General features: G+C 63.3%; 19 protein-coding genes. 13 read left to right on the top strand and 6 right to left on the bottom strand.

All coding sequences use genetic code 11. The features are described 5' to 3' along the window. Nucleotides 1-44: 44 nt before the first annotated feature. Both ACVOLV_RS00860 and ACVOLV_RS00855 read right to left on the bottom strand, forming a co-directional pair. Complete coding sequence (locus tag ACVOLV_RS00860; RefSeq protein ID WP_481552732.1) at nt 45-452, bottom strand: hypothetical protein; 408 nt, start codon at nt 450-452, stop codon at nt 45-47. Between the two features lie 50 nt (nt 453-502). Next, nucleotides 503-1,597, bottom strand: coding sequence for a PAAR domain-containing protein (locus ACVOLV_RS00855; RefSeq protein WP_481552731.1), 1,095 nt, complete (start codon nt 1,595-1,597; stop codon nt 503-505). A 364-nt stretch (nt 1,598-1,961) separates the two neighbouring features. Between ACVOLV_RS00855 and ACVOLV_RS00850 the strand changes: the two genes are divergently transcribed. The 6 genes from ACVOLV_RS00850 (at nt 1,962) to ACVOLV_RS00825 (ending at nt 6,297) form a co-directional block, all read left to right on the top strand. After that, nucleotides 1,962-2,759, top strand: a complete 798-nt coding sequence (locus ACVOLV_RS00850) for an ABC transporter ATP-binding protein (RefSeq protein ID WP_282267693.1) — start codon at nt 1,962-1,964, stop codon at nt 2,757-2,759. Between the two features lie 187 nt (nt 2,760-2,946). Then, complete coding sequence (locus ACVOLV_RS00845) at nt 2,947-3,696, top strand: MlaE family lipid ABC transporter permease subunit (protein ID WP_282267696.1); 750 nt, start codon at nt 2,947-2,949, stop codon at nt 3,694-3,696. A gap of 110 nt (nt 3,697-3,806) precedes the next feature. Beyond that, entirely contained in the window at nt 3,807-4,331 is a 525-nt protein-coding gene (mlaD, locus tag ACVOLV_RS00840) for an outer membrane lipid asymmetry maintenance protein MlaD (RefSeq protein ID WP_296247276.1), read from the top strand. Beyond that, nucleotides 4,328-4,999 carry an MlaC/ttg2D family ABC transporter substrate-binding protein gene (locus ACVOLV_RS00835; protein ID WP_481552730.1) on the top strand — a complete coding sequence of 224 codons (672 nt, stop codon included), beginning with the start codon at nt 4,328-4,330 and terminating at the stop codon, nt 4,997-4,999. Before mlaD ends, ACVOLV_RS00835 begins: the two co-directional genes overlap by 4 nt. Next, nucleotides 4,968-5,297 carry an STAS domain-containing protein gene (locus ACVOLV_RS00830; protein WP_481552729.1) on the top strand — a complete coding sequence of 110 codons (330 nt, stop codon included), beginning with the start codon at nt 4,968-4,970 and terminating at the stop codon, nt 5,295-5,297. The genes ACVOLV_RS00835 and ACVOLV_RS00830 overlap by 32 nt, the downstream gene beginning before the upstream one ends. Before the next feature lies 1 nt (nt 5,298). After that, entirely contained in the window at nt 5,299-6,297 is a 999-nt protein-coding gene (locus ACVOLV_RS00825) for an MlaA family lipoprotein (protein WP_481552728.1), read from the top strand. Between the two features lie 171 nt (nt 6,298-6,468). On the opposite strand, the gene ACVOLV_RS00820 is transcribed toward ACVOLV_RS00825, so the two are convergent. Together ACVOLV_RS00820 and ACVOLV_RS00815 are read right to left on the bottom strand one after the other, a co-directional pair. Next, complete coding sequence (locus tag ACVOLV_RS00820; RefSeq protein WP_481552727.1) at nt 6,469-7,014, bottom strand: glutathione peroxidase; 546 nt, start codon at nt 7,012-7,014, stop codon at nt 6,469-6,471. Between the two features lie 303 nt (nt 7,015-7,317). Continuing rightward, nucleotides 7,318-8,856, bottom strand: coding sequence for a DNA recombination protein RmuC (locus tag ACVOLV_RS00815; protein ID WP_481552726.1), 1,539 nt, complete (start codon nt 8,854-8,856; stop codon nt 7,318-7,320). A 123-nt stretch (nt 8,857-8,979) separates the two neighbouring features. Here ACVOLV_RS00815 and ACVOLV_RS00810 point away from each other — a divergent pair, with 123 nt between their 5' ends. The 3 genes from ACVOLV_RS00810 to ACVOLV_RS00800 all read left to right on the top strand — a co-directional run bounded on the left by ACVOLV_RS00810 (nt 8,980) and on the right by ACVOLV_RS00800 (nt 11,841). Further along, nucleotides 8,980-9,528, top strand: a complete 549-nt coding sequence (locus ACVOLV_RS00810) for a nucleoside 2-deoxyribosyltransferase domain-containing protein (protein ID WP_481552725.1) — start codon at nt 8,980-8,982, stop codon at nt 9,526-9,528. Nucleotides 9,529-9,546: 18 nt separating this feature from the next. Further along, nucleotides 9,547-10,176 carry a leucine efflux protein LeuE gene (gene leuE, locus ACVOLV_RS00805; protein WP_481552724.1) on the top strand — a complete coding sequence of 210 codons (630 nt, stop codon included), beginning with the start codon at nt 9,547-9,549 and terminating at the stop codon, nt 10,174-10,176. 228 nt (nt 10,177-10,404) lie between these two features. Beyond that, complete coding sequence (locus tag ACVOLV_RS00800; RefSeq protein ID WP_481552723.1) at nt 10,405-11,841, top strand: amino acid permease; 1,437 nt, start codon at nt 10,405-10,407, stop codon at nt 11,839-11,841. Nucleotides 11,842-12,153: 312 nt separating this feature from the next. Here ACVOLV_RS00800 and ACVOLV_RS00795 read toward each other — a convergent pair whose 3' ends face one another. Continuing rightward, nucleotides 12,154-13,395: a dipeptidase gene (locus ACVOLV_RS00795; RefSeq protein ID WP_481552722.1), complete on the bottom strand. Its 1,242-nt coding sequence runs from the start codon at nt 13,393-13,395 to the stop codon at nt 12,154-12,156. A 286-nt stretch (nt 13,396-13,681) separates the two neighbouring features. Between ACVOLV_RS00795 and ACVOLV_RS00790 the strand changes: the two genes are divergently transcribed. Genes ACVOLV_RS00790 through ACVOLV_RS00780 form a run of 3 tightly spaced genes read left to right on the top strand, consistent with a single transcriptional unit; the run spans nt 13,682 to nt 16,544 of the window. Beyond that, nucleotides 13,682-14,524 carry a protein klaA gene (locus tag ACVOLV_RS00790; RefSeq protein WP_481552721.1) on the top strand — a complete coding sequence of 281 codons (843 nt, stop codon included), beginning with the start codon at nt 13,682-13,684 and terminating at the stop codon, nt 14,522-14,524. Continuing rightward, nucleotides 14,521-15,627, top strand: coding sequence for a toxic anion resistance protein (locus ACVOLV_RS00785; protein WP_481552720.1), 1,107 nt, complete (start codon nt 14,521-14,523; stop codon nt 15,625-15,627). Before ACVOLV_RS00790 ends, ACVOLV_RS00785 begins: the two co-directional genes overlap by 4 nt. A 23-nt stretch (nt 15,628-15,650) precedes the next feature. Then, nucleotides 15,651-16,544, top strand: coding sequence for a hypothetical protein (locus ACVOLV_RS00780; RefSeq protein ID WP_481552719.1), 894 nt, complete (start codon nt 15,651-15,653; stop codon nt 16,542-16,544). A 108-nt stretch (nt 16,545-16,652) separates the two neighbouring features. Here ACVOLV_RS00780 and ACVOLV_RS00775 read toward each other — a convergent pair whose 3' ends face one another. Then, entirely contained in the window at nt 16,653-17,822 is a 1,170-nt protein-coding gene (locus ACVOLV_RS00775) for a class I SAM-dependent rRNA methyltransferase (protein WP_481552718.1), read from the bottom strand. 284 nt (nt 17,823-18,106) lie between these two features. On the opposite strand from ACVOLV_RS00775, the gene ACVOLV_RS00770 reads away from it, so the two are divergent. After that, nucleotides 18,107-19,066 carry a TerC family protein gene (locus ACVOLV_RS00770; RefSeq protein ID WP_481544860.1) on the top strand — a complete coding sequence of 320 codons (960 nt, stop codon included), beginning with the start codon at nt 18,107-18,109 and terminating at the stop codon, nt 19,064-19,066. The last annotated feature ends 94 nt before the right edge of the window (nt 19,067-19,160 follow it).

The raw sequence follows: 19,160 nt of genomic DNA, 5'->3' as shown, positions 1-19,160 counted from the left end.
TCGTTTACTGGACTCATGTGGACAGGATGAAGATTTGGAGTTCATTACCTTCCGTCCACAACGTGCAGCTCCGCTCTTGCAAATACTGCATCCGGAACGGAGAGCCGTGGCGTCAGATCGAAAGAGAATCGAACTGTCAGATCTAGCGGATTCAAAGCGAATCGGGTTATCGCATCCGGCGTTACCAGCCACTGGATTCGAACCGTTTCACCGGGGGACAAGACCTGCAATTGATTGGCCAAGTCAGAGTTAGGTGGTCCCATACCCACGCGGCTTTCCTTGCCCGAGTGATTGTCCACAAGGATCACCCTTGGCCCACGTTTCCGGTAGTACTCGACCGGCAGCGACACAGGCTCATTGCCCGCATTGATCAGCTCCAATTCCACGCGGATCATCTCGTCGACGAAGCGACAGGGATTACCACCAAGGCAACGAGCACGTAGCTCAATCATGGGATCAGTCTCCCCGCCATAAGCGAATAAGGGTAACGATAGAATCAGGATCAACAGAACACGTTGCACGCCACCTCCCGGCCGATTCTTCTGCTCAAAAATTCCCGGACTTCAAGCCCTATGTTCCAAGCATGACGCGGCTTCAGCACGGTATTGAATTCGTCGGACATCAAGGTCGCATCAGGATCGGACTTCTCTCTCATTTTCTTTGTAACTACGGCATCGGAGCTTAGAAACCCACTGGGAAAGCGATGCTTTATAGTCAATTCTGGATCTTCTCCGTCCATGTACTCATCCGGCAAACCCAGGCAGTGCATGAACTCATGCACATAAGTCCATTCGTCGGTGTTGACTGAAGTGTAGATCGTGCTGCCAGACACCTTCTCGCGAGGATAAATGTCGTGTAGCAGTAACGTGTAGTCCTCACCCGCTGCTACAAATTCCACCATGTAGCGGATTGGAAATGCCCGGGTGCCACATGGGTCGTCAATAATCTGCAAATTGAATTTATTGTTGATCCTCAGGTCAACACCACGCAGAAAGCGTTCCTTGGCCGTTTCGACGTCGTTGTCTGATACTCGCCCGCGCTTGACCACTTTGATCTTTGCTGTGACCAAGATATCGCCACCGGTCTTAAGCGGAACATCAATGCGAAAGCTGGAAGCCATGTCAAAGACAGCGCGCGTACCATCAGGCTCTTGTGCCACAAAGTAGCGGCCGTTCGGGTCCTCCCGCACATGGCGACTATGGTCACCTAGCCAACATTGCTCAGGAGGTAGCGCTCCAGGGGCCGCCAACGAAGAAGCTACTGGTTGCAGCGCAGGTTCAACTGGAATCGAGCTGCTTGCCTTCATCGCTGTCGCAGCAACCGGCGCACCACCCGCACTCACATGCGCCAACTGCTGTTTGCCCGCCAACAACGCGCAGCCACAACTGGCTTTGTCGCCATGCCGGGCGACCGGCTGGCCATCGATGACCAGCGTTGCATCGCCGGTGAGGATGGAGCCTGGCCCATGCCGGGCACAGATGACGCGGTCGCCGATGCGCGCCACTGCGCGGCCTTCGATATCGGTCTGTGGTGAGCCGGTCAGTACCGAACCACCGGCTTGCAGGGCGTCGCCCACGACGATCAGCGTCCTTGCCATCGTCCTCGGCCCCTCCGTGGCCGGTGCATTGAATGCAGTCGGCCGCGACCTTAGCCTGCCCCTTCCTGCCCAAGAATCGGATACGTCTGGAAACGACGTAGGCGTCCAGCCCTGCTGGCCGTCGTTGTTTGCAAGGCAGCCGAGGGATACACCGCTGCCGTGTGGGCATCCGTGCCCGTCACAGGCTGTGCACAGAACCCCGGACGCCGATTCGGCCACAGGGGAGACAGTGTGTTGCCACCAATACTGAGCTTCCGTGCATCCCCGGGGCCGCGCGGGGTGCGACAATACTGCACGGTCCAGTACGCTTATGTTCAGGCGCTGCTGGCAATCCTAGAACGTTGGTTTTCCGTTAAAGGCCGTCATGCCCTCAGCCCGGACTCCCTTGGTGCAGTTGTCGAACGTGCGAATCGATCGCGGCGGACGCACCATCCTGCGCGATGTTTCACTGCAGGTACCGCGCGGCAGCATCACTGCCGTGCTCGGCCCTTCGGGCAGTGGCAAGTCAACGATGCTGGCGGCACTGACTGGTGAGTTGCGGCCGGTGTCCGGCACTGTGCAGCTATTTGGTCAGGATATTCCGCACGGCAACCGTGATCTGCTGGAGATGCGCAAGAACGTCGGCGTGCTGCTGCAGGGCAACGGTCTGCTCACCGACCTGAGCGTGGCCGACAATGTTGCGCTGCCGCTGCGTGCGCATACCAAGCTGCCCGAGCCGGTGCTGCGCCGCCTGGTGCAGATGAAGCTGCATGCGGTTGGCCTGCTGGCCGCTGCCGACGCCTGGCCACGGGAGCTGTCCGGCGGCATGGCGCGGCGTGTCGCGCTGGCGCGTGCGCTGGCCCTGGACCCGCCGTTGATGATCTACGACGAGCCGCTGACCGGGCTGGACCCGATCGCCTCGGGCGTGATCATGAGCCTGATCCAGCGCTTGAACGACAGCCTCGGCCTGACCAGCATCATCGTCAGCCACCATGTGCATGAAACCCTGCCGATCAGCGATCAGGCCGTGGTGATCGCCAATGGCGGCATCGTGTTCTCCGGCACGCCGGACGAACTGCAGGCCAGCACCGACCCGCTGGTGCGGCAGTTCCTGCATGGACAGCCGGACGGCCCGATCCCGTTCGATGCGCCAACGCGCAACTACGGGTTGGAGAACGCGTGATGACGACGCTGCGCGAAATGCGTGATTCCTGCTCCCTCTCCCGCACAGCGGGAGAGGGCTGGGGAGAGGGCGCTTTTAAAGCACGTGGAGCAAAAGCTCCCCTCATCCGCCCTTCGGGCACCTTCTCCCGCTTGCGGGAGAAGGCCTTGTCGTCCAGCACCTTCGGTAGTTCAAGGGACGCTAGCTGATGCCCTTCACCTCCTCCATCCGTTCGCTGGGCCGTGCCGGGCTGTTCTCGTTGACGGTGTTGCGTGGCTCGTTGCCGACGCGCGACTTCCTGGCCGAGCTGACCCGCGAGATCTACAAGATCGGCGCGCGTTCGCTACCAATCATCGCCGTCGGCGGCGCCTTCGTCGGCCTGGTGCTGACCCTGCAGGGCTACCGCACGCTGACCACCTTCGGTGCCTCCGATGCGCTGTCCACCCTGCTCGGCCTGTCGCTGTACCGCGAGCTGGCACCGGTGCTGACCGCGCTGCTGTTCATCGGCCGCGCCGGTAGCTCGATCGCCGCCGAGCTCGGCCTGATGCGGGCCACCGACCAGATCAAGGCGCTGGAGCTGATGGCCATCGACCCGATCGCCAAGGCGGTTGCGCCGCGCTTCTGGGCAGCGGTGCTGACCGTGCCGCTGCTGACCGGCATCTTCTGCTCGCTGGCCATTGCCGGTGGTTACTTCGAAGCGGTGCACGTATTGGGACAGGACAACGGCACGTTCTGGTCGGGGCTGCGCGGCAGCGTCGATTTCTGGGATGACTTCGCCGTGGCCCTGCTCAAGTCGGCGATCTTCGGCGGTACCGCGGCGCTGGTGGCGGCTTACGTCGGCTTCCACGCCGAGCCGACCATCGAAGGCACCTCGGTGGCCACCACCCGTGCGGTGGTGAACGCCTCGTTGCTGGTGCTGATGTTCAACTTCGTGCTGTCCGCACTGCTTTTCCAATGATGCGAGTCCCTCGCAAGAGCCCGCACATCCGTGTGCGGGGATCAAACTAAAGAATCGAACAACCCGCTTCGCTTTGCGAAGCACCAGATGGATCAGGAGTGAGACAGAACATGGCCATCCGTGGACCCAGACTCGAATTTTCCGTTGGCGCCTTCCTGCTGCTGGCCCTGGCCTCGCTGCTGGTATTGGCCGTCGCTTCCACCAACCAGCGCTTCGGCACTGGCGGCGGTGGCTATGAGCTGAAGGCACGCTTCAGCCAGATCGGGCAGCTGCGCAAGCAGGCACCAGTGAAGGTCGGCGGTGTGACCATCGGCCAAGTAGCTGACATTCAGCTCGACCCGATTAAATACGATTCCATCGTCACCCTGTCGCTGGACAGCAAGTTCAAGGACCTGCCCGCCGACACGTCCGCCGGAATTTTCACCAGCGGTCTGCTGGGCGAAAGCTATATCGGCCTGCAGCCCGGTGGCGATCCGGACGTATTGAAGTCCGGTGATGAGATCGTCTTCACCCAGCCGGCGGTAGACCTGCTGCAACTGGTTGGCAAATACATGTTCAGCGGTGGCGGCAATGCCGGCGCGGCTGCAAACGAAACCCCCGGCGCAGACGCGCCCGCTACGGAACCGCAACCATGAAAGTGAAACTGCTTACCGTCGTGCTCGCCTCTGCCCTGTTGGCCGCCGCTCCGTCGGTCACGCTGGCACAGGCGCGCCCGGCCGCAACCGCCGCGCAGCCTTCGGCCGCCGCCCGCACCGTGCTGGATTCCAGCACCCGCATCATCAATTCGCTGCAGACCCGCCGCGCGGAGTTCCGCGCCAACCCGGCGACGTTGCGCAGCTACATCGATGGTGAGCTGAGCCGCGCCTTCGACCGCGACTACGCTGCCCGCCTGGTGCTGGGCGTGCATGGCCGCGGCGCCGCCGATGCCGACGTCAAACTGTTCGCCGATGCCATGGCCGACAACCTGATGTCGCGTTATGGTTCAGCCCTGCTCGATATCCAGGGCCGGCCCAGCTTCCGCTACAAGAGCGAGCAGCCGCTGCCGGGCAACCGCGGCGTCAAGGTCTCCACCGAGCTGGTACGCGCTGGCAGTGAGCCGACCCCGGTCGAATACCTGATGCGCAACGTGGATGGCCAGTGGAAGATCTTCGACGTGATGATCGAAGGCATCTCCTACGTGCAGACCTTCAAGAACCAGTTCGACGCGCCGCTGCGGCAGAAGTCGATCAAGCAGGTCGCCACCGAACTGCGCAGCGGCAGCATGCAGGCCAATGCGGGTCCGGCCGCTCCCCGTGGCAAGTAACGCCACCTTCCGCACCGAGGGCGACACCCTGCTGCTGGCAGGCGTGATCAACCGCGAAGCGGTGGTTGCACTGTGGCCGCAGCTGACGCGGGCGCTGTCGCCTGTGCGCCAGCTCGATCTGGCCGCAGTTGAGGGCATCGACAGCGCCGGCTTGGCGCTGCTGGGTGAACTGGCTGCACGTCTGCGGGCGCAAGGTGGCGGCAACGTCAGCGGCAGCCCGGCTGGTCTGGACGAATTGTGCGCGGCCTACCGGCTGTCACCGTCCCTCGATTTCAACGCCTCCTCGGCAGGAAGCTGACATGAAACTTCTCCGCACCCTCCTCCTTCTGCTCACCGTTGCGCTGCTGGCCGCCTGCGCCGGCAAGCCTGCGCGCGATGCAGCGCCGGCAACCACCCTGGTTACGCCGCAAGCCACCGAGCAGGTAGTCGACAACACCGATGCGGCTCCGATCGCCGCTGCGCAGGACAGCGCCGGCACGACCACGGCCGACGTTGCACAGAGCGGCGCAGCCGCCAGCGATGGCGCTGTGCCAACCGGCGCCGAAGACGATTTCGCCGCACTCTACGGTGGCCCTGCACCCGGCAGCGAGAGCGCAGACGGCAGCAGCACCACCGCCATGACCTACGATCCGTGGGAGAAGTACAACCGCGGCGTGCATCGCTTCAACAATGCCGTCGACCGTGGCGTCGCGCGCCCCTTGGCGACGGCGTATACCAATGTCGTGCCGCAGTTCGCACGCACTGGCGTCAGCAACTTCTTCAGCAACCTGCGTTCGCCGCTGACCATGGTCAACCAGCTGCTGCAGGGCCACGCCGACGATGCCTGGGACACGCTGGGCCGCTTCCTGATGAACTCCACCTTCGGTATTGGCGGCCTGTTCGATCCAGCCAGCAAGGCGATGGTACCCAAGCGCAGCGAAGACTTCGGTCAGACCCTGGGTGCCTGGGGCTGGCGTCGTTCGCGTTACGTGGAGCTGCCGTTCTTCGGCCCGCGTACCGTGCGTGATGTGTTCGGCCTGGCCGGTGACATTCCGCTGTCGCCGATGCGCCAGATCGAGATGGACAAGGTCCGCATCGGTCTGCAGGGCCTGCAGCTGGTCGATATGCGCGCACAGCTGATGGCGGTCGATTCACTGCGTGACACCGCGGTGGACGAATACGCCTTGACCCGCGATGCCTGGCTGCAGCGTCGCAACTACCAGATCGAAAAGGATCTGCGCCACAGCGGCAAGCGCGACGATGATGACCAGAGCCCGATTCCGGTCGACGCGATGCCGATGCCGAACTGGGGCGACTGATTCTGCTTGCGGCTGGAAAGCAAAAAGCCCGGGGAAACCCGGGCTTTTTGTTTAGCTTTTTGTCGGAGCGGCGTAGGCCGCGAAGCTGATGGATCAGCCGGTTGCAGATTGATCCGGCGCGCCGGCAATGTCAGCTTCGCGGCTTACGCCGCCCCTACAACAACCGGGTGTTTACGCAGCCAGCGCTGCGTCGATCGCCTTGCGCAGGGCAGCGTCATCGGCGGTGGTGTCCGGTGCGAAGCGGGCGACGACGGCGCCGTCCTTGCCGATCAGGAACTTCTCGAAGTTCCACAGCACGGCCGGGGCCGGGTTGGTCTCAATGCCGAAGCCCGCCAGCTTCTCGCGCAGCGGGCCCTCGCCGATGGCTGCCGGCTGGGCGGCGGTCAGCTGCTGATACAGCGGGTGGATGTCGGCACCGGCGACGCTGATCTTGGAGAACATCGGGAAGCTGACGTCATAGGTCAGCGCACAGAACTGCTTGATCTCTTCTTCGTTGCCCGGCTCCTGGCCGTTGAAGTTGTTGGCCGGGAAACCCAGCACTTCCAGGCCGGCGTCCTGCTTTTCGCGGTAGAGCTTTTCCAGGCCTTCATACTGCGGGGTGAGGCCGCACTTGGAGGCGGTGTTGACCAGCAACAGTACCTTGCCGCGGTAGTCGGACAGCGAAGCCGGAGCGCCGTCGATGGTGGTCAGCGCGATGTCGTATACGGAAGCGGTCATGTGGTTACCTGCGGTGGGGTTGGGAGATCGCAAGCATAAACGGCGCGGGTGGCGCTGGCACGACAGTCCTACTGCAACACTGTAGTGCCGAACCATGCTCGGCTGGCTGGCTGTTGGTAGTGGGGGGGGCGCGGGCGGCGGGGGGGGGGGGGGGGGGGGCCCCCCCCCCCCGGCGGGGGCGGCCCACCGCGGCGCCCCGCCCCCCCCCCCGCGCCCCCCCCCACTACACGGGCGAAGAGCCAACCCCTCCCCAACCCTCCCCTTGCCTTCGGCAAAGGGAGGGGGCTGAAGCTTGGCACCGCACTACGCTGTGGGGCTTTCGTCTTCGGCTTCGTCAGCTTCGTCGTCTGTACCCAGCATCGCCTGCGAGGCGTCGCTGGACAGGGACTCCACGCCACGCAGCTTGCGCTCGATCGTACGCGTCTTGCGGCTGGCGTCGCCCAGGCTCTTGCCAACCGTGTTGATCTGCTTCTCGGCCTTCTCGAGGATGCCGGCGAACTTGCCGAACTCGCTCTTGACCGCGCCCAGCAGGCTCCACACTTCCGACGAGCGCTGCTCGATGGCCAGGGTGCGGAAGCCCATCTGCAGGCTGTTCAACAAGGCGGTGACCGTGGTCGGGCCAGCAATCACCACGCGGTGTTCGCGCTGCAAGGCATCCACCAGACCGGCGCGGCGGATCACCTCGGCATACAGGCCTTCGGTCGGCAGGAACATCACCGCGAAGTCGGTGCTGTGCGGCGGCACGATGTACTTCTCACTGATCGACTTGGCCTGGATGCGGATCGCCCGCTCCAGCTGGTTGCCGCTGTTGCGCACCGCTTCCACATCGCCTGCTTCCTGGGCATCGAGCAGGCGTTCGTAATCTTCGCGCGGGAACTTGGAATCGATCGGCAGCCATACCGGCGACTCGGCATCGCCACGACCGGGCAGACGCACGGCGAAGTCGACCATCTCACCGCTGTCGGCGCGCAGTTTCACCCCGCGGGCGTACTGCTCGGCAGTCAGGGTCTGCTCGAGGATGTTGTCCAGCTGCACTTCGCCCCAGCCGCCGCGGTTCTTGACGTTGCTCAGCACGCGCTTGAGATCGCCAACGCCGGTCGCCAACTGCTGCATTTCGCCCAAACCGCGCTGCACCTGTTCCAGCCGCTCGGAGACCAGCTTGAACGAGGAATCCAGACGCGTATTGAGCGTGCTCTGCAGCTTCTCGTCGACGGTCTGGCGCATCAGTTCGAGCTTGGCGGCGTTGTCCCCCTGCAGGTCCTTCAAGCGCGCTTCCAGGGTCTGGCGCATCTCGGTGATGCGCTGCTCGTTGCGCTGGGTCAGTTCGCCCAGCTTCTGGTTGAGGGTTTCGCCGAAGCGCAGCTGTACCTGCGCGCCTTCCTCGCGGCCCTTGCGGGTTTCCTCGACCAGACTCTGCTGCAGGCCGGCCAGCTGGCGGGCGAAGGCTTCCATCCGCGCTTCCTGCTGCTGGCCGAACACGTCGAGTTGGCCGCGCACATCCTGCAGCCGTGTACCCAGCAACTGCGCAAGCAGCTGCTGGGCGTTGGCGGTTTCCTCGCGGCCCTTGCGGGCGTCGTCGTTGAGGCTGTCGCGCAGCAGGTCCAGGCGCTGGTCGGTGCGGGTGGACAGGTCGGTAAGGTTGCGGCCGAAGCCATCGATGCGGATGTCCTGCTGCCGCGCCATGGTTTCCAGCTGCTCGCGCAGCTCGCCGCGGCCGCTACGCTGTTCTTCACGCAAGGTGGTTTCCAGCGCGCTGTTGTCATTACGGCGCAGCAACAGCAGTAGCTGCAGCACCAGGACGACGACCAGCAGGCCGCCAAGGATCAGGGTTTCAGTTTGCATGGGCAGAAGTGTAGCCCTGCCCGTCTCAGAAGCTGATCCTGCAACCAGCCGACCACTGGCGAAAACTGCCATTGGCGCCTATCTGCGATCATGTACACCCCCACCACCCGCCGTGTCCCTGCCATGAAGCCGCTGTCGCTGCTGCTGTTGTCGAGTCTGTTGTGCCTGCTGCCGATGGCAGCCTTGGCCAGCGACTCGCAGACCATCACCTCGCCCAACGCCCTGCCCGCCAATGACGCGCGCCCCAAGGTGTTCCTGGCGGGCAGCATCGAGATGGGCAAGGCCGGCGATTGGCAACAGCAGGTACAGGCCGCGCTGGCCGACCAGGGCGTGCTGATGCTCAATCCCCGTCGCGCCGACTGGAATCCGGCCTGGCGCGCCGAGGCCGACGAGCCCGAGTTCCGCCGCCAGGTGGAATGGGAACTGGCCGCGCTGGAACAGGCCGACATCGTGCTGATGTACTTCGCGCCCGGCACGCAGAGCCCGATCACCCTGCTCGAGTTCGGCCTGTATGCGCGCTCGGGCAAGCTGCTGGTGGCCGCGCCGGCGGGTTATTGGCGCAAGGGCAACCTGGATATCAGCGGTGACCGCTACGGCGTGCCGCGCTTTGATGACCTGCAAGGGTTGATCGATGCGGTGAAACAACGCATCGCCGCGCAGCGCGCGCCCTGACCCCCACGGAGAGCCGCCATGCCGTGGATGGGTATCAACGATCTGGGCACCTTCGTGGTGGCCGTGATCCTGTTCCTGATGTTGCCCGGACCGGGCACCTTCACCCTGCTTACCGCCACAGCGCGCGGCGGCGTGCGTGCCGGCTACGCCACCCTGGCCGGGCTGATGCTGGGTGACCAGATCCTGATCGCCATTGCCGCCACCGGCGTGGCTGCGTTGCTGCAGGCACATCCGGTGTTGTTCGCCGCGCTGCGTTACGTGGGTGCGGCCTACCTGATCTGGGTCGGCATCAACCTGCTGCGTGAGCCGGCGGCTGCGGTCGCTGGCGAGACTGCGCCGGTTCAACACGGGCGGCGCTGGTTCCGCCAGGCTTTGCTGGTCGGCCTGCTCAATCCGAAGGCTATCCTGTTCTACATGGCCTTCTTCCCACTGTTCATCGACCCGGTGCGCCAGCGCGGTGCGCTGACCCTGGCGACGATGGCGGTGCTGATCGCCATCCTCAGCATCGGCTGGTGCTCGGTGCTGATCTTCGGCGGCCAGTTCATCGCCCGCCGCCTGGCCGGCTATCCGCGTGTTGGCGTGTGGCTGCGACGCGGAGTTGGCGTCTGCCTGGTGGTGTTCGGGCTGCGCCTGGGCATTGCCGATTGAGGGTGCTGCAGGCGCGGCGTTGATCAACGCCGCAAGACGCTTTGGCGGCGTAAGCTCGGTTGCCGGGTCCACAACCCGGCCTGCTCCTGTGCTTTTTATGCCGAATTCGGCACGTTGACATCTGTACGCGGTAAAAGCGCGCCAAATAGCGGGTTTTTCTAGCTTTGCTGCACTGCGTTACGCCAAACTCGGCCGCTTCCCCGAACCACCACGAACCGTGAGGTCCGCATGCAATCCTGGCTCCGGCGCAAGCCCATCGACCAACTCACCGAACACGAAGAAGGCCGTCGGCTTATTCCAACGCTGAGCTGGCCCCATCTGGTCGCGCTCGGCATCGGCGCCATCGTCGGCACCGGCATCTACACGCTGATTGGCGTGGGTGCGGACAAGGCCGGCCCTGCGGTGCTGCTGTCCTTCATCATCGCTGGTGCGATCTGCGCCTGTGCGGCGCTGGCCTATGCCGAGCTGTCGACGATGATGCCAGCCGCTGGCAGCGCCTATACCTACAGCTACAGCGCACTGGGCGAGACCATTGCCTGGGTGGTGGGCTGGAGTTTGATCCTGGAGTACTCGCTGGTGGTCAGCACGGTGGCGGTCGGCTGGTCCGGCTACTTCGTCGGCTTCCTCGAATGGCTGCACACTTCGTTCGGCTGGAACGTAGCCTTGCCGCAAGCCCTGGCCGCCGGCCCGCACGTGGAAGGTGGCTTCCTCAACGTGCCCGCCATCGTCATCACCTTCCTGGTCGCCGGCATGCTGATGGTCGGCACCAAGGAAAGCGCCACCCTCAATGCAGTGCTGGTGGTGTTCAAGCTGATCGCGCTGGCGGTGTTCGTGGCGGTGGCCCTGCCGGCCTTCGACAGCGCCAACCTGCAGCCGTTCATGCCGTACGGCTTCCCCAAATCGCTGGGTCCGGATGGCGTTGAGCGCGGGGTGATGGCGGCAGCGGCGATCATCTTCTTCGCCTTCTATGGCTTCGATGCGATCTCCACCGCGGCCGAGGAAACCAAGAACCCCAAGCGCGACCTGTCGATCGGCATCATCGGTTCGATGGTTGGCTGCACCATCATCTACCTGCTGGTTGCCCTGGCTGCGGTCGGCGCGATGAGCTACACGGTGTTTGGCAAGAGCGCCGAGCCGCTGGCGCTGATCATGCGCGAACTCGGCCATGGCACCGCTGCGCTGGTGATCGGCATCGTCGCCATCATCGCCCTGCCGACCGTGCTGCTGGCGTTCTTCTACGGCCAGAGCCGCATCTTCTTCGTGATGTCGCGTGATGGCCTGCTGCCGCGTGGCCTGTCCAAGGTCAACCAGCGCACCGGCACGCCGGTAACCATCACCCTGTTCACCGCCGTGCTGGTGGCTGCGCTGGCCGGTGTGGCGCGCCTGGATGAAATCGCCGCGCTGGCCAATGCCGGCACGCTGGCCGCGTTCACTGCGGTCGGCTTGTGCCTGCTGGTGCTGCGCAAGCGCGAACCCAACCGTCCGCGTACCTTCCGCACGCCACTGGCATGGGTGGTAGGGCCGCTGGCAATCGGTGGTTGCATCTACCTGTTCATCAGCCTGCCGATGCGCACCCAGCTGTGGTTCCTGGCGTGGAACGTGTTTGGTTTGCTGGTCTATGCGCTGTACAGCCGCCGCAATGCGGTGCTGGGGCGTAGCAAGTAATCCACAGGCTGTTGTGGATAAAGCGAAAGGCGGGCTTCGGCCCGCTTTTTGTTTTTGGGGTTTGTTGGTTCTGCTTGAAGAGCACCCCTCCCCAACCCTCCCCTTGCCTGCGGCAAAGGGAGGGAGCAGAGCCGCCCCCTCCCTTGCGCATAGCGCAGGGGAGGGTTGGGGAGGGGTGCCTTTGCTTCAAAGCTCTAAAGCCTCAAGGCTCAACCCAACCTGTGGACAACCCACTTACCCCCAACAACGTGTGGACAAAAACAAAGCGGGCCTGAGCCCGCTTCGTCATTCCACGCATCCAACAGCGCGCGATCAGGGCTTGTTCTGCGCCGCCGCGTAATCCTGCGCCTGGCGCATCACCCGCAGCACATTGCCGCTCCAGATGTTGCCGATCTGTGCATCGCTCAAACCACGGCGCTGCATCCAGGCGGTGATCTTGGGCAGGTCGGCCGCATCTTCCATGCCGGTCACGCCACCGCCGCCATCCCAATCCATGCCGATGCCGACGTGATCGGGGCCGACCACGTCGAGCATGTGGCCGAAGTGCTGGAAGAAATCATCCAGCGTGGCCTTGCGCCGCGGGTACTTCTGGTCGAGCTCGGCCATCGCCTTGCGCAGTTCCACGCCCTTGGCCATGGTCATGTTCTCCCAACCGCCAAGACGTTTCTCCAGCTCTTCCTCGGCCTGCTTGCGCTCGGCGCTCTTGGTTTCGTCGACCAGATAACCGCCATAGGCATTGGCCTGGATCACGCCGCCCTTGGCGGCCAGCTGGCGCAGGCGCGCGTCGTCCAGGTTGCGCGGGTGGTTGAACACCGCCTTGGCCGAGCTGTGCGAGAGGATGAAGGGCACCGGCATCATCTCGATCAGGTTGTCGAACACCGCATCGGAGGCATGCGACTGGTCGATCACGATGCCCAGCTTCACTGCCTCGTTGACCAGTGCCTTGCCGGCCGGGCTCAAGCCTTTCCACTCGGCCCCCTTGGGATCGGTGGCCGAGTCGGCAAATTCGTTGTTGGCGAAGTGCACCGTCGACATCAGTCGCAGGCCGGCCTTGTAGTAATAGCTCAGCAAGGTCGGATCAGCGACCAGCGGGCTGCCGTTCTCCATGCTGATATAGACCACGCGCTTGCCGGCGGCCTTGATCCTTGCGGCATCGTCGGCAGTCAGTGCCAGCTGGAACTTGTCCGGGTTGGCGGCCAGCATTTCGTGGATTTCCTGCATGCGCTGCAGGCCATGGTCGCGCTCGGCGATATGCGCGGCCGGGCTGCGGTCGCCCTGATCGGTGTAGATGGCGAAGAAGCCACCATCCAACGCACCTTCGACCATGCGCGGGTAATCGACCTGCGACAAGGCATTGTGGTCGTGGCGCTGCATGATGTTGAAATCGGCGCGGCCGAAGTTGGCCGGCGTGTCCAGATGCGAATCCAGGGTCAGCAGCTTGTGCTGCAAGGCGCTGGCCTTGCTCAGCTCAGCCTGGTTGAACTCCACCGCCGAGGCTGCCAGTGGAACGCACAACGACAGGGATACCAGCAGGGACAGGGAACGCAGCGTCATGGAGACTCACCGGATCTGGAAAAATCCGACATTAACGCCGGTCACCTGCTCAGGGCCAGTGACTGACGACAGGGGGGCGTGTCGGCGGCAGTCGCTTCGGATGGCGCGCTCACCCACAACCGAACGTGGACAGACACCTCTGCAAGCGACCATGCGCTGGTGCCACCCAGGTTTCAATCCAACGGCTGCCATCCACTTATTTCCCTGTACCGCTGCGATGCCTGTCGTACACTCGCCAACCAATGGGTATGCGGTAGCCCAAGCCACCGGAAGGGATATCTAGTCAATGTCAGCGGTACCACCGCCGCTTCCTGCACTGGAAGCAGTCGATAAATTGCCTGCAAACGAGAACCTGCAGGTTGCACTGGTCGCCCGGCTGCAACGGGACGTGCTTCCAGCGTTGTTCGCCCAGGAAGTGGACATCGGCCGCTACGGGCCATCCACAATGACCCACCAGATCACCGAGCCATCCCGCAATGACGGTGGGGCGACGGAACTGGCGCAGCTGCTCGGCCTGATGATGCAGCGCCTGCAGGAGGACTCGATCGATGCGCTGAGCGCTCGTGCGTCCTGGTGGCGGAAAGCAACCGGTCTGGATATCGAGGCCCGGGTAAACAGCGAAATACGCTTTGGCACTATTGCCGATATCGCCATGCAGATCGAAACGCAGTCCGGGTTGGTGCGCGCCGGCGTGCTGCAACTGGACACGCTGCGTGACCAACAAACACAGCAGATCTTCGAACTGCAGGCCTACATCGCCGCCGGCAAGGCCTTCGCTGCTGAACTTCCTGCTGAAACCGCCCTCCCCGAACCCGACAGCTCGCCGCGCAATCGCTTGCTACGACGGCTGACCAACCTGGCGGTATTGCTGGCGAGCCTGGAGATGGGCCAGCTGCAATTGCAGCTGGCACGAGGCAATGCACTCAGCCTGCTCGACCGCTGCGGCGAAGTCATACAGGTATTGCTCCCAATGTGGCAGCAAAGCCGGCGGGCGCTGTTCTCGTCCCGCGACACCGATCCGGCACTGATCGGCGCCGCACGGCGGGCCCACCAGGATCTGCTGCAGTCGCTGCAGCAGATCCTTACCGAACCAACCCCTCTTTTCCCAACGCCTTCGACACAAGCATGAGCCAGACGACGCTTCCCAGTGTGGCCCCCTCCATCGCCACGCCCGCCACTGCGGGCCTGGAACTGGCCGCCTACGGTCTGGTCGACACCGATCTTCCGAAGATCACCGAGCTTGCAAACGGTATCAATGGCGAAGACCCCGCCAGTGTTCTGCGTTTCGGCCGCGAGGCGAGCAGCAGCGATCTCGGTGATGGTCTGTTGGATATGGTTCGTAACAAGGACCTGGACGATGGTGGCCGCATGCTCAGCGAAGTGGTTCAGCTGGCCAGCCGGCTCAACACCACGATGATGGCTGAGCAGCGTTCAAAGGTGCCGTTGATCGGAGGCTTGATCGACCGGATGCGCGATCGCGTTGGTGCGCTCTCCAGCCAATTTGAATCCACCCGCAGCCAGATCGACCGGCTGATGACCGAAGTGAACACCACCCAGCAAGCGCTGGAACAACGCAACAGCCTGCTGGAAAAGACCTTTCAGAGCGTTGAACAAGAGGTTCGCGCACTTGGGCAGCATGTGGTCGCCGCCAAAATCCGCGCTGCTCAGCTGCAGACCGAAGCCGATCAGCGTGCGCTGCAGGACAGCACAGACCTGTTCGCCGGGCAGAAAATCAGCGACCTGCGCAATCTGGCCAACGTGCTCGACAAGCGTGCTGGCGACCTGCTGGCCGTACAGCAATCAGCACTGCAGAACCTGCCGCAGATCCGCTTGATCCAGCACAACAACCGCCAGTTGATCGAAAAATTCCATACCGTTCGCGAGGTGGTGCTACCAGCATGGAAGCGCAACGTCGTGATCGCGCTGAGCCTCAACGAACAACGCAATGCCACCGAACTCGTGCGCAACATCGATGATGCAGCCAACGAGATGCTACGCCGCAATGCCGAGCTGCTGCATAGCAACTCGGTGGAAACCGCCAAGGCCAACAACCGCTTGGCGGTGGACGTGGAGACCCTGCAGTTCGTGCAGCAGAAGTTGATCCAGACGGTCAGCGAGGTTCAGCAGCTGCAGACACAAGGCAGGCGCGACCGACTCTCGGCTGAGCAGCAGATTCTGCAGATGCGGCAAGCGCAGCAGCAATTGGTACATGCAGCAGGACCGGCAAGGTGAGTTCGGTGGCGCCGTCTTGGCCATTGCTGGAGCTGCAGAAACGACGCAACCGCGTGTTCGTCGCGCTCATCGGCGTAGTTTGCTCGATCCCATTGCTGATCAACCTGGCCGTGTCCTTCCACATGGCAGCTCCGGCCTGGAGCGGTGACCACTGGCCTGACCTGCTGCACTTACCGAGGATCGCAGCCACCGAAAGCATCGCAGGTGCAGGCGAGTCGATGGTAGCCGGCAGCTTCGCGTTCATCATCGTGTCCGCCCTGTTGCTTGTTTTTCGCAAGCGGAGCTTCCGCAAGCGCCTGCGACCGATCGACATGATCGCGCTGTCCTCGGCATGGACGATGCTCATGTTGCTTGTCCTTCTTGCTATCTCCAGCATCGGAACATGGGACCCAAAGCAGCCCTCGCTTTCAGGCAGGGACAAATGGGTGAACTACAACGAGATAAGCAAGCCAGACACGCAACTGGAGCAACTCCCGCTGGCGGTGCGCGCCTATGTGGACGTGCAGTTGGCGGTACTGAACCGGCCCCACAGCGAGTACGGGAAGATCGCCGTTGATCAGGTGAAACCGTTGCTGGAGCGCACGCGAACCGATCCCGGATTGGCCGCAGCTGTTTCGCCCACCTGGATCATTCCGCTGCAACGACTTGTCGCCAAATACGATCCGCAGACGCAGGTAACCTCCCCCAGCCGCTGGCGTGCAGCGATGGGTACGCTACTGCAAGTGGCAGCCAAGGCGCTGTGGGTACTCATCCTGTTGTTGGCCGTTGCCAGCGTTGTCCTGGTGATGTTGTGGCGCGATATCGGCGCACGGATAGCCAGGATTTCGTATCTGCTTTCGGCTACGCCGGGCTTGGCTGAGCGAATGGAAGCGTTGTCGGTGCCCGACGTGCCCCTGCAGAAAGCATCTGCGGCGTGATGCGGCCCTGCTGATCAGCGCATGCCGCAGCGATCAGCCGCCTTGGATCGATTCCCATGCAGCGGCCCTGCTCTGTGTGGCCCGCTGCATGGGGGATGATCAATCGGCTCAGTCCAGCACGCGGCAGAACACCGCCTTGAGGTAGCGCGATTCCTGCACGTGCGCCATGAACGGGTGGTCCGGGCCGGCGCCGGCAACCTTCAGGATCTGGATGGTGCGGCCCGAGAAATAGGCGGCACGACGCAGCATGTCGAGGAACTGGTCCTCGGCCACCAGGCCGGTGCAGGAGAAGGTGGCGAACAGACCGCCGGGCTTGACCACGCCCAAGGCCAGCTTGTTCATGTCCAGGTACTTCTTCAGCGCGGTGATGACCTGGTCGCGGTCGCGGGTCATCTTGGCCGGGTCGAGGATCACCACGTCGTACTGGTCGCCGCGATTGGCCGCATCACGCAGCCACGGGAAGATGTCGGCCTGCACGAAGCGCGGCTTGGCGTTGTTCAGGCGCGCATTGCCCTTGGCCAGCTGGATCACGTCCTGGTCGATGTCCACACCCAGCACGTCGGCCGCACCGCGCGCTGCGGCGTACACCGCAAAGCCACCGGTGTTGCAGCACAGGTCGAGCACGGTCTTGCCTTCCACCTGCTGGCTCAGCCACTCACGGTTCTCACGCTGGTCGGCGAAGAAGCCGGTCTTGTGCGCGCCGGCCGGGTCGGCACGGAACTTGATGCCGTACTCGGTGATCACGGCCGGTTCGGTGGTGGTGTTGCCGTGGAAATCGAAGCTTTCCTGCTTCTGCACGTGTTCGTCGGCGAAGCTGTGGAAACGGCAGCCCGGGAACAGGTCGCGCAGTGCCTCGTAGATCCATTCGCGGTGGCGGAACATGCCGGCAGCGAAGAACTCGACCACCAGCAGGTCGTCGTAGCGGTCCACCACCAGGCCGGACAGACCGTCGCCTTCGCTGTGGACAACGCGCCAGGCATTGGAGGTTGCGTCCAGCTTGAGCACGTCACGGCGCAGCGACACGGCCTGCGCCAGCTTCTGCGCGAACCAGGCCTGGTCCACCGCCACGTCCGGATTGGTTTCCAGGATGCGCACGGCGATGCGCGAGTGGCCGTTGTAGAAGCCGCGGCCAATCCACTCGCCGTCCACGCCGACCACATCGACGATGGTGCCGGACTTGGGCTTGACGGTCGGCTTCTCGACCAGTTTCTGGAAAATCCACGGGTGGCTGGAGCGCCACGCGTTCTTCAGGCGTACGACGGGGAGTGGGGTATTCATGGCGCTATTGTAGCCGCGCAGCGCCCCCTGCCTGCAGCGTATTCATTGACTGTAATAGGCCCGCACGGCACTATTCGCTCCAGAAGGGGAGTAGCTCCCAGACGTTGTCGCCGTCAATTCGAGTCGCAGGACTCCGGTGCAACGGCAGTTCCAGTCACTGGAACTGTGAGCAAGACCTTCGCCGCATAGGCGAAGCTCTGTCCCCGGTCTCCCCGATTCCGTGTCCAGCTCTTGGCCTTTGTGGTTCCGAGATATCCCCGTTCACGACCGGAATTTTTCCCATGATGCAGACAATTGGTAATCCTTGGCTTTGGGGCGGCTTCATCGTCGTCGTCATTGCCGCGCTGTTGATCGACCTGGTGCTGATGCGCCACGGCGGCCCGCATAAAGTCACCTTCAAGGAGGCCATTTACTGGTCGCTGGGCTGGGTGGCACTGGCCTTGGCCTTCAATGCGGGCCTTTGGTACTACCTGCACGAGACCGCAGGCGCGGCCGTTGCCAATGAAGTGGGCCTGCAGTTCCTGACCGGCTACCTGATCGAAAAGGCGCTGGCGGTCGACAACATCTTCGTCTTCCTGCTGATCATGGGCTACTTCGCGGTGCCCGAGACCCAGCGCCAACGCGTGCTGATCATCGGCATCCTGGGCGCGATCGTGCTGCGTACGATCATGATCTTCGCAGGCTCGGTGCTGGTCACCCAGTTCCATTGGCTGCTCTACGTGTTCGGCGCCTTCCTGCTCTACACCGGCTGGAAGATGTGGTTCGCCGCCAGCGAAGAACCCAGCCTGGACAACAACCCGGCACTGAAGTTCATGCGCAAACACCTGCGCATCACCCACGAGTACAGCGGCAACAACCTGGTCACCGAAAAGAACGGCGTGCGCTGGTTCACCCCGATGTTCGTGGTGTTGATCCTGATCGCGGTCACCGACGTGATCTTCGCGGTGGACTCGATCCCGGCCATCTTCGCCATCACCACCGACCCGTTCATCGTGCTGACCTCGAACGTGTTCGCGGTGTTGGGCCTGCGTGCGATGTTCTTCCTGCTGGCCGGCATGGCCGACCGTTTCCACCTGCTGCCCTACGGTCTGGCGGTCATCCTGGCCTTCATCGGTACCAAGATGCTGCTGATCGATATCTTCAAGATCCCGGTCCCGGTTTCGCTGGGTGTGGTTGCCGCGGTCCTGGTCGCCACCGTGATCCTGAGCCTGAAGATTCCGCCGAAGGGCGGCCACAAGGCCTGATGACGGCGCCACCGGCGGGATTGTCCCGCCGGTGGCATGCCAGATCCCATGCGCGGCGCCCTTGGCTTTCGCCGAAGGCGCCGCAATCCCTTGA

It is taken from the genome of Stenotrophomonas sp. STEN023, from assembly GCF_056760135.1.
This window is presented reverse-complemented; position numbering and strand designations above follow the sequence as displayed.

Bases quoted from the DNA above. Each gene is read 5' to 3' on its own strand.
- ACVOLV_RS00860 (WP_481552732.1), bottom strand. From the start codon at position 452: ATGATTGAGCTACGTGCTCGTTGCCTTGGTGGTAATCCCTGTCGCTTC.
- ACVOLV_RS00855 (WP_481552731.1), bottom strand. From the start codon at position 1,597: ATGGCAAGGACGCTGATCGTCGTGGGCGACGCCCTGCAAGCCGGTGGT.
- ACVOLV_RS00850 (WP_282267693.1), top strand. From the start codon at position 1,962: ATGCCCTCAGCCCGGACTCCCTTGGTGCAGTTGTCGAACGTGCGAATC.
- ACVOLV_RS00845 (WP_282267696.1), top strand. From the start codon at position 2,947: ATGCCCTTCACCTCCTCCATCCGTTCGCTGGGCCGTGCCGGGCTGTTC.
- mlaD (WP_296247276.1), top strand. From the start codon at position 3,807: ATGGCCATCCGTGGACCCAGACTCGAATTTTCCGTTGGCGCCTTCCTG.
- ACVOLV_RS00835 (WP_481552730.1), top strand. From the start codon at position 4,328: ATGAAAGTGAAACTGCTTACCGTCGTGCTCGCCTCTGCCCTGTTGGCC.
- ACVOLV_RS00830 (WP_481552729.1), top strand. From the start codon at position 4,968: ATGCGGGTCCGGCCGCTCCCCGTGGCAAGTAACGCCACCTTCCGCACC.
- ACVOLV_RS00825 (WP_481552728.1), top strand. From the start codon at position 5,299: ATGAAACTTCTCCGCACCCTCCTCCTTCTGCTCACCGTTGCGCTGCTG.
- ACVOLV_RS00820 (WP_481552727.1), bottom strand. From the start codon at position 7,014: ATGACCGCTTCCGTATACGACATCGCGCTGACCACCATCGACGGCGCT.
- ACVOLV_RS00815 (WP_481552726.1), bottom strand. From the start codon at position 8,856: ATGCAAACTGAAACCCTGATCCTTGGCGGCCTGCTGGTCGTCGTCCTG.
- ACVOLV_RS00810 (WP_481552725.1), top strand. From the start codon at position 8,980: ATGAAGCCGCTGTCGCTGCTGCTGTTGTCGAGTCTGTTGTGCCTGCTG.
- leuE (WP_481552724.1), top strand. From the start codon at position 9,547: ATGCCGTGGATGGGTATCAACGATCTGGGCACCTTCGTGGTGGCCGTG.
- ACVOLV_RS00800 (WP_481552723.1), top strand. From the start codon at position 10,405: ATGCAATCCTGGCTCCGGCGCAAGCCCATCGACCAACTCACCGAACAC.
- ACVOLV_RS00795 (WP_481552722.1), bottom strand. From the start codon at position 13,395: ATGACGCTGCGTTCCCTGTCCCTGCTGGTATCCCTGTCGTTGTGCGTT.
- ACVOLV_RS00790 (WP_481552721.1), top strand. From the start codon at position 13,682: ATGTCAGCGGTACCACCGCCGCTTCCTGCACTGGAAGCAGTCGATAAA.
- ACVOLV_RS00785 (WP_481552720.1), top strand. From the start codon at position 14,521: ATGAGCCAGACGACGCTTCCCAGTGTGGCCCCCTCCATCGCCACGCCC.
- ACVOLV_RS00775 (WP_481552718.1), bottom strand. From the start codon at position 17,822: ATGAATACCCCACTCCCCGTCGTACGCCTGAAGAACGCGTGGCGCTCC.
- ACVOLV_RS00770 (WP_481544860.1), top strand. From the start codon at position 18,107: ATGCAGACAATTGGTAATCCTTGGCTTTGGGGCGGCTTCATCGTCGTC.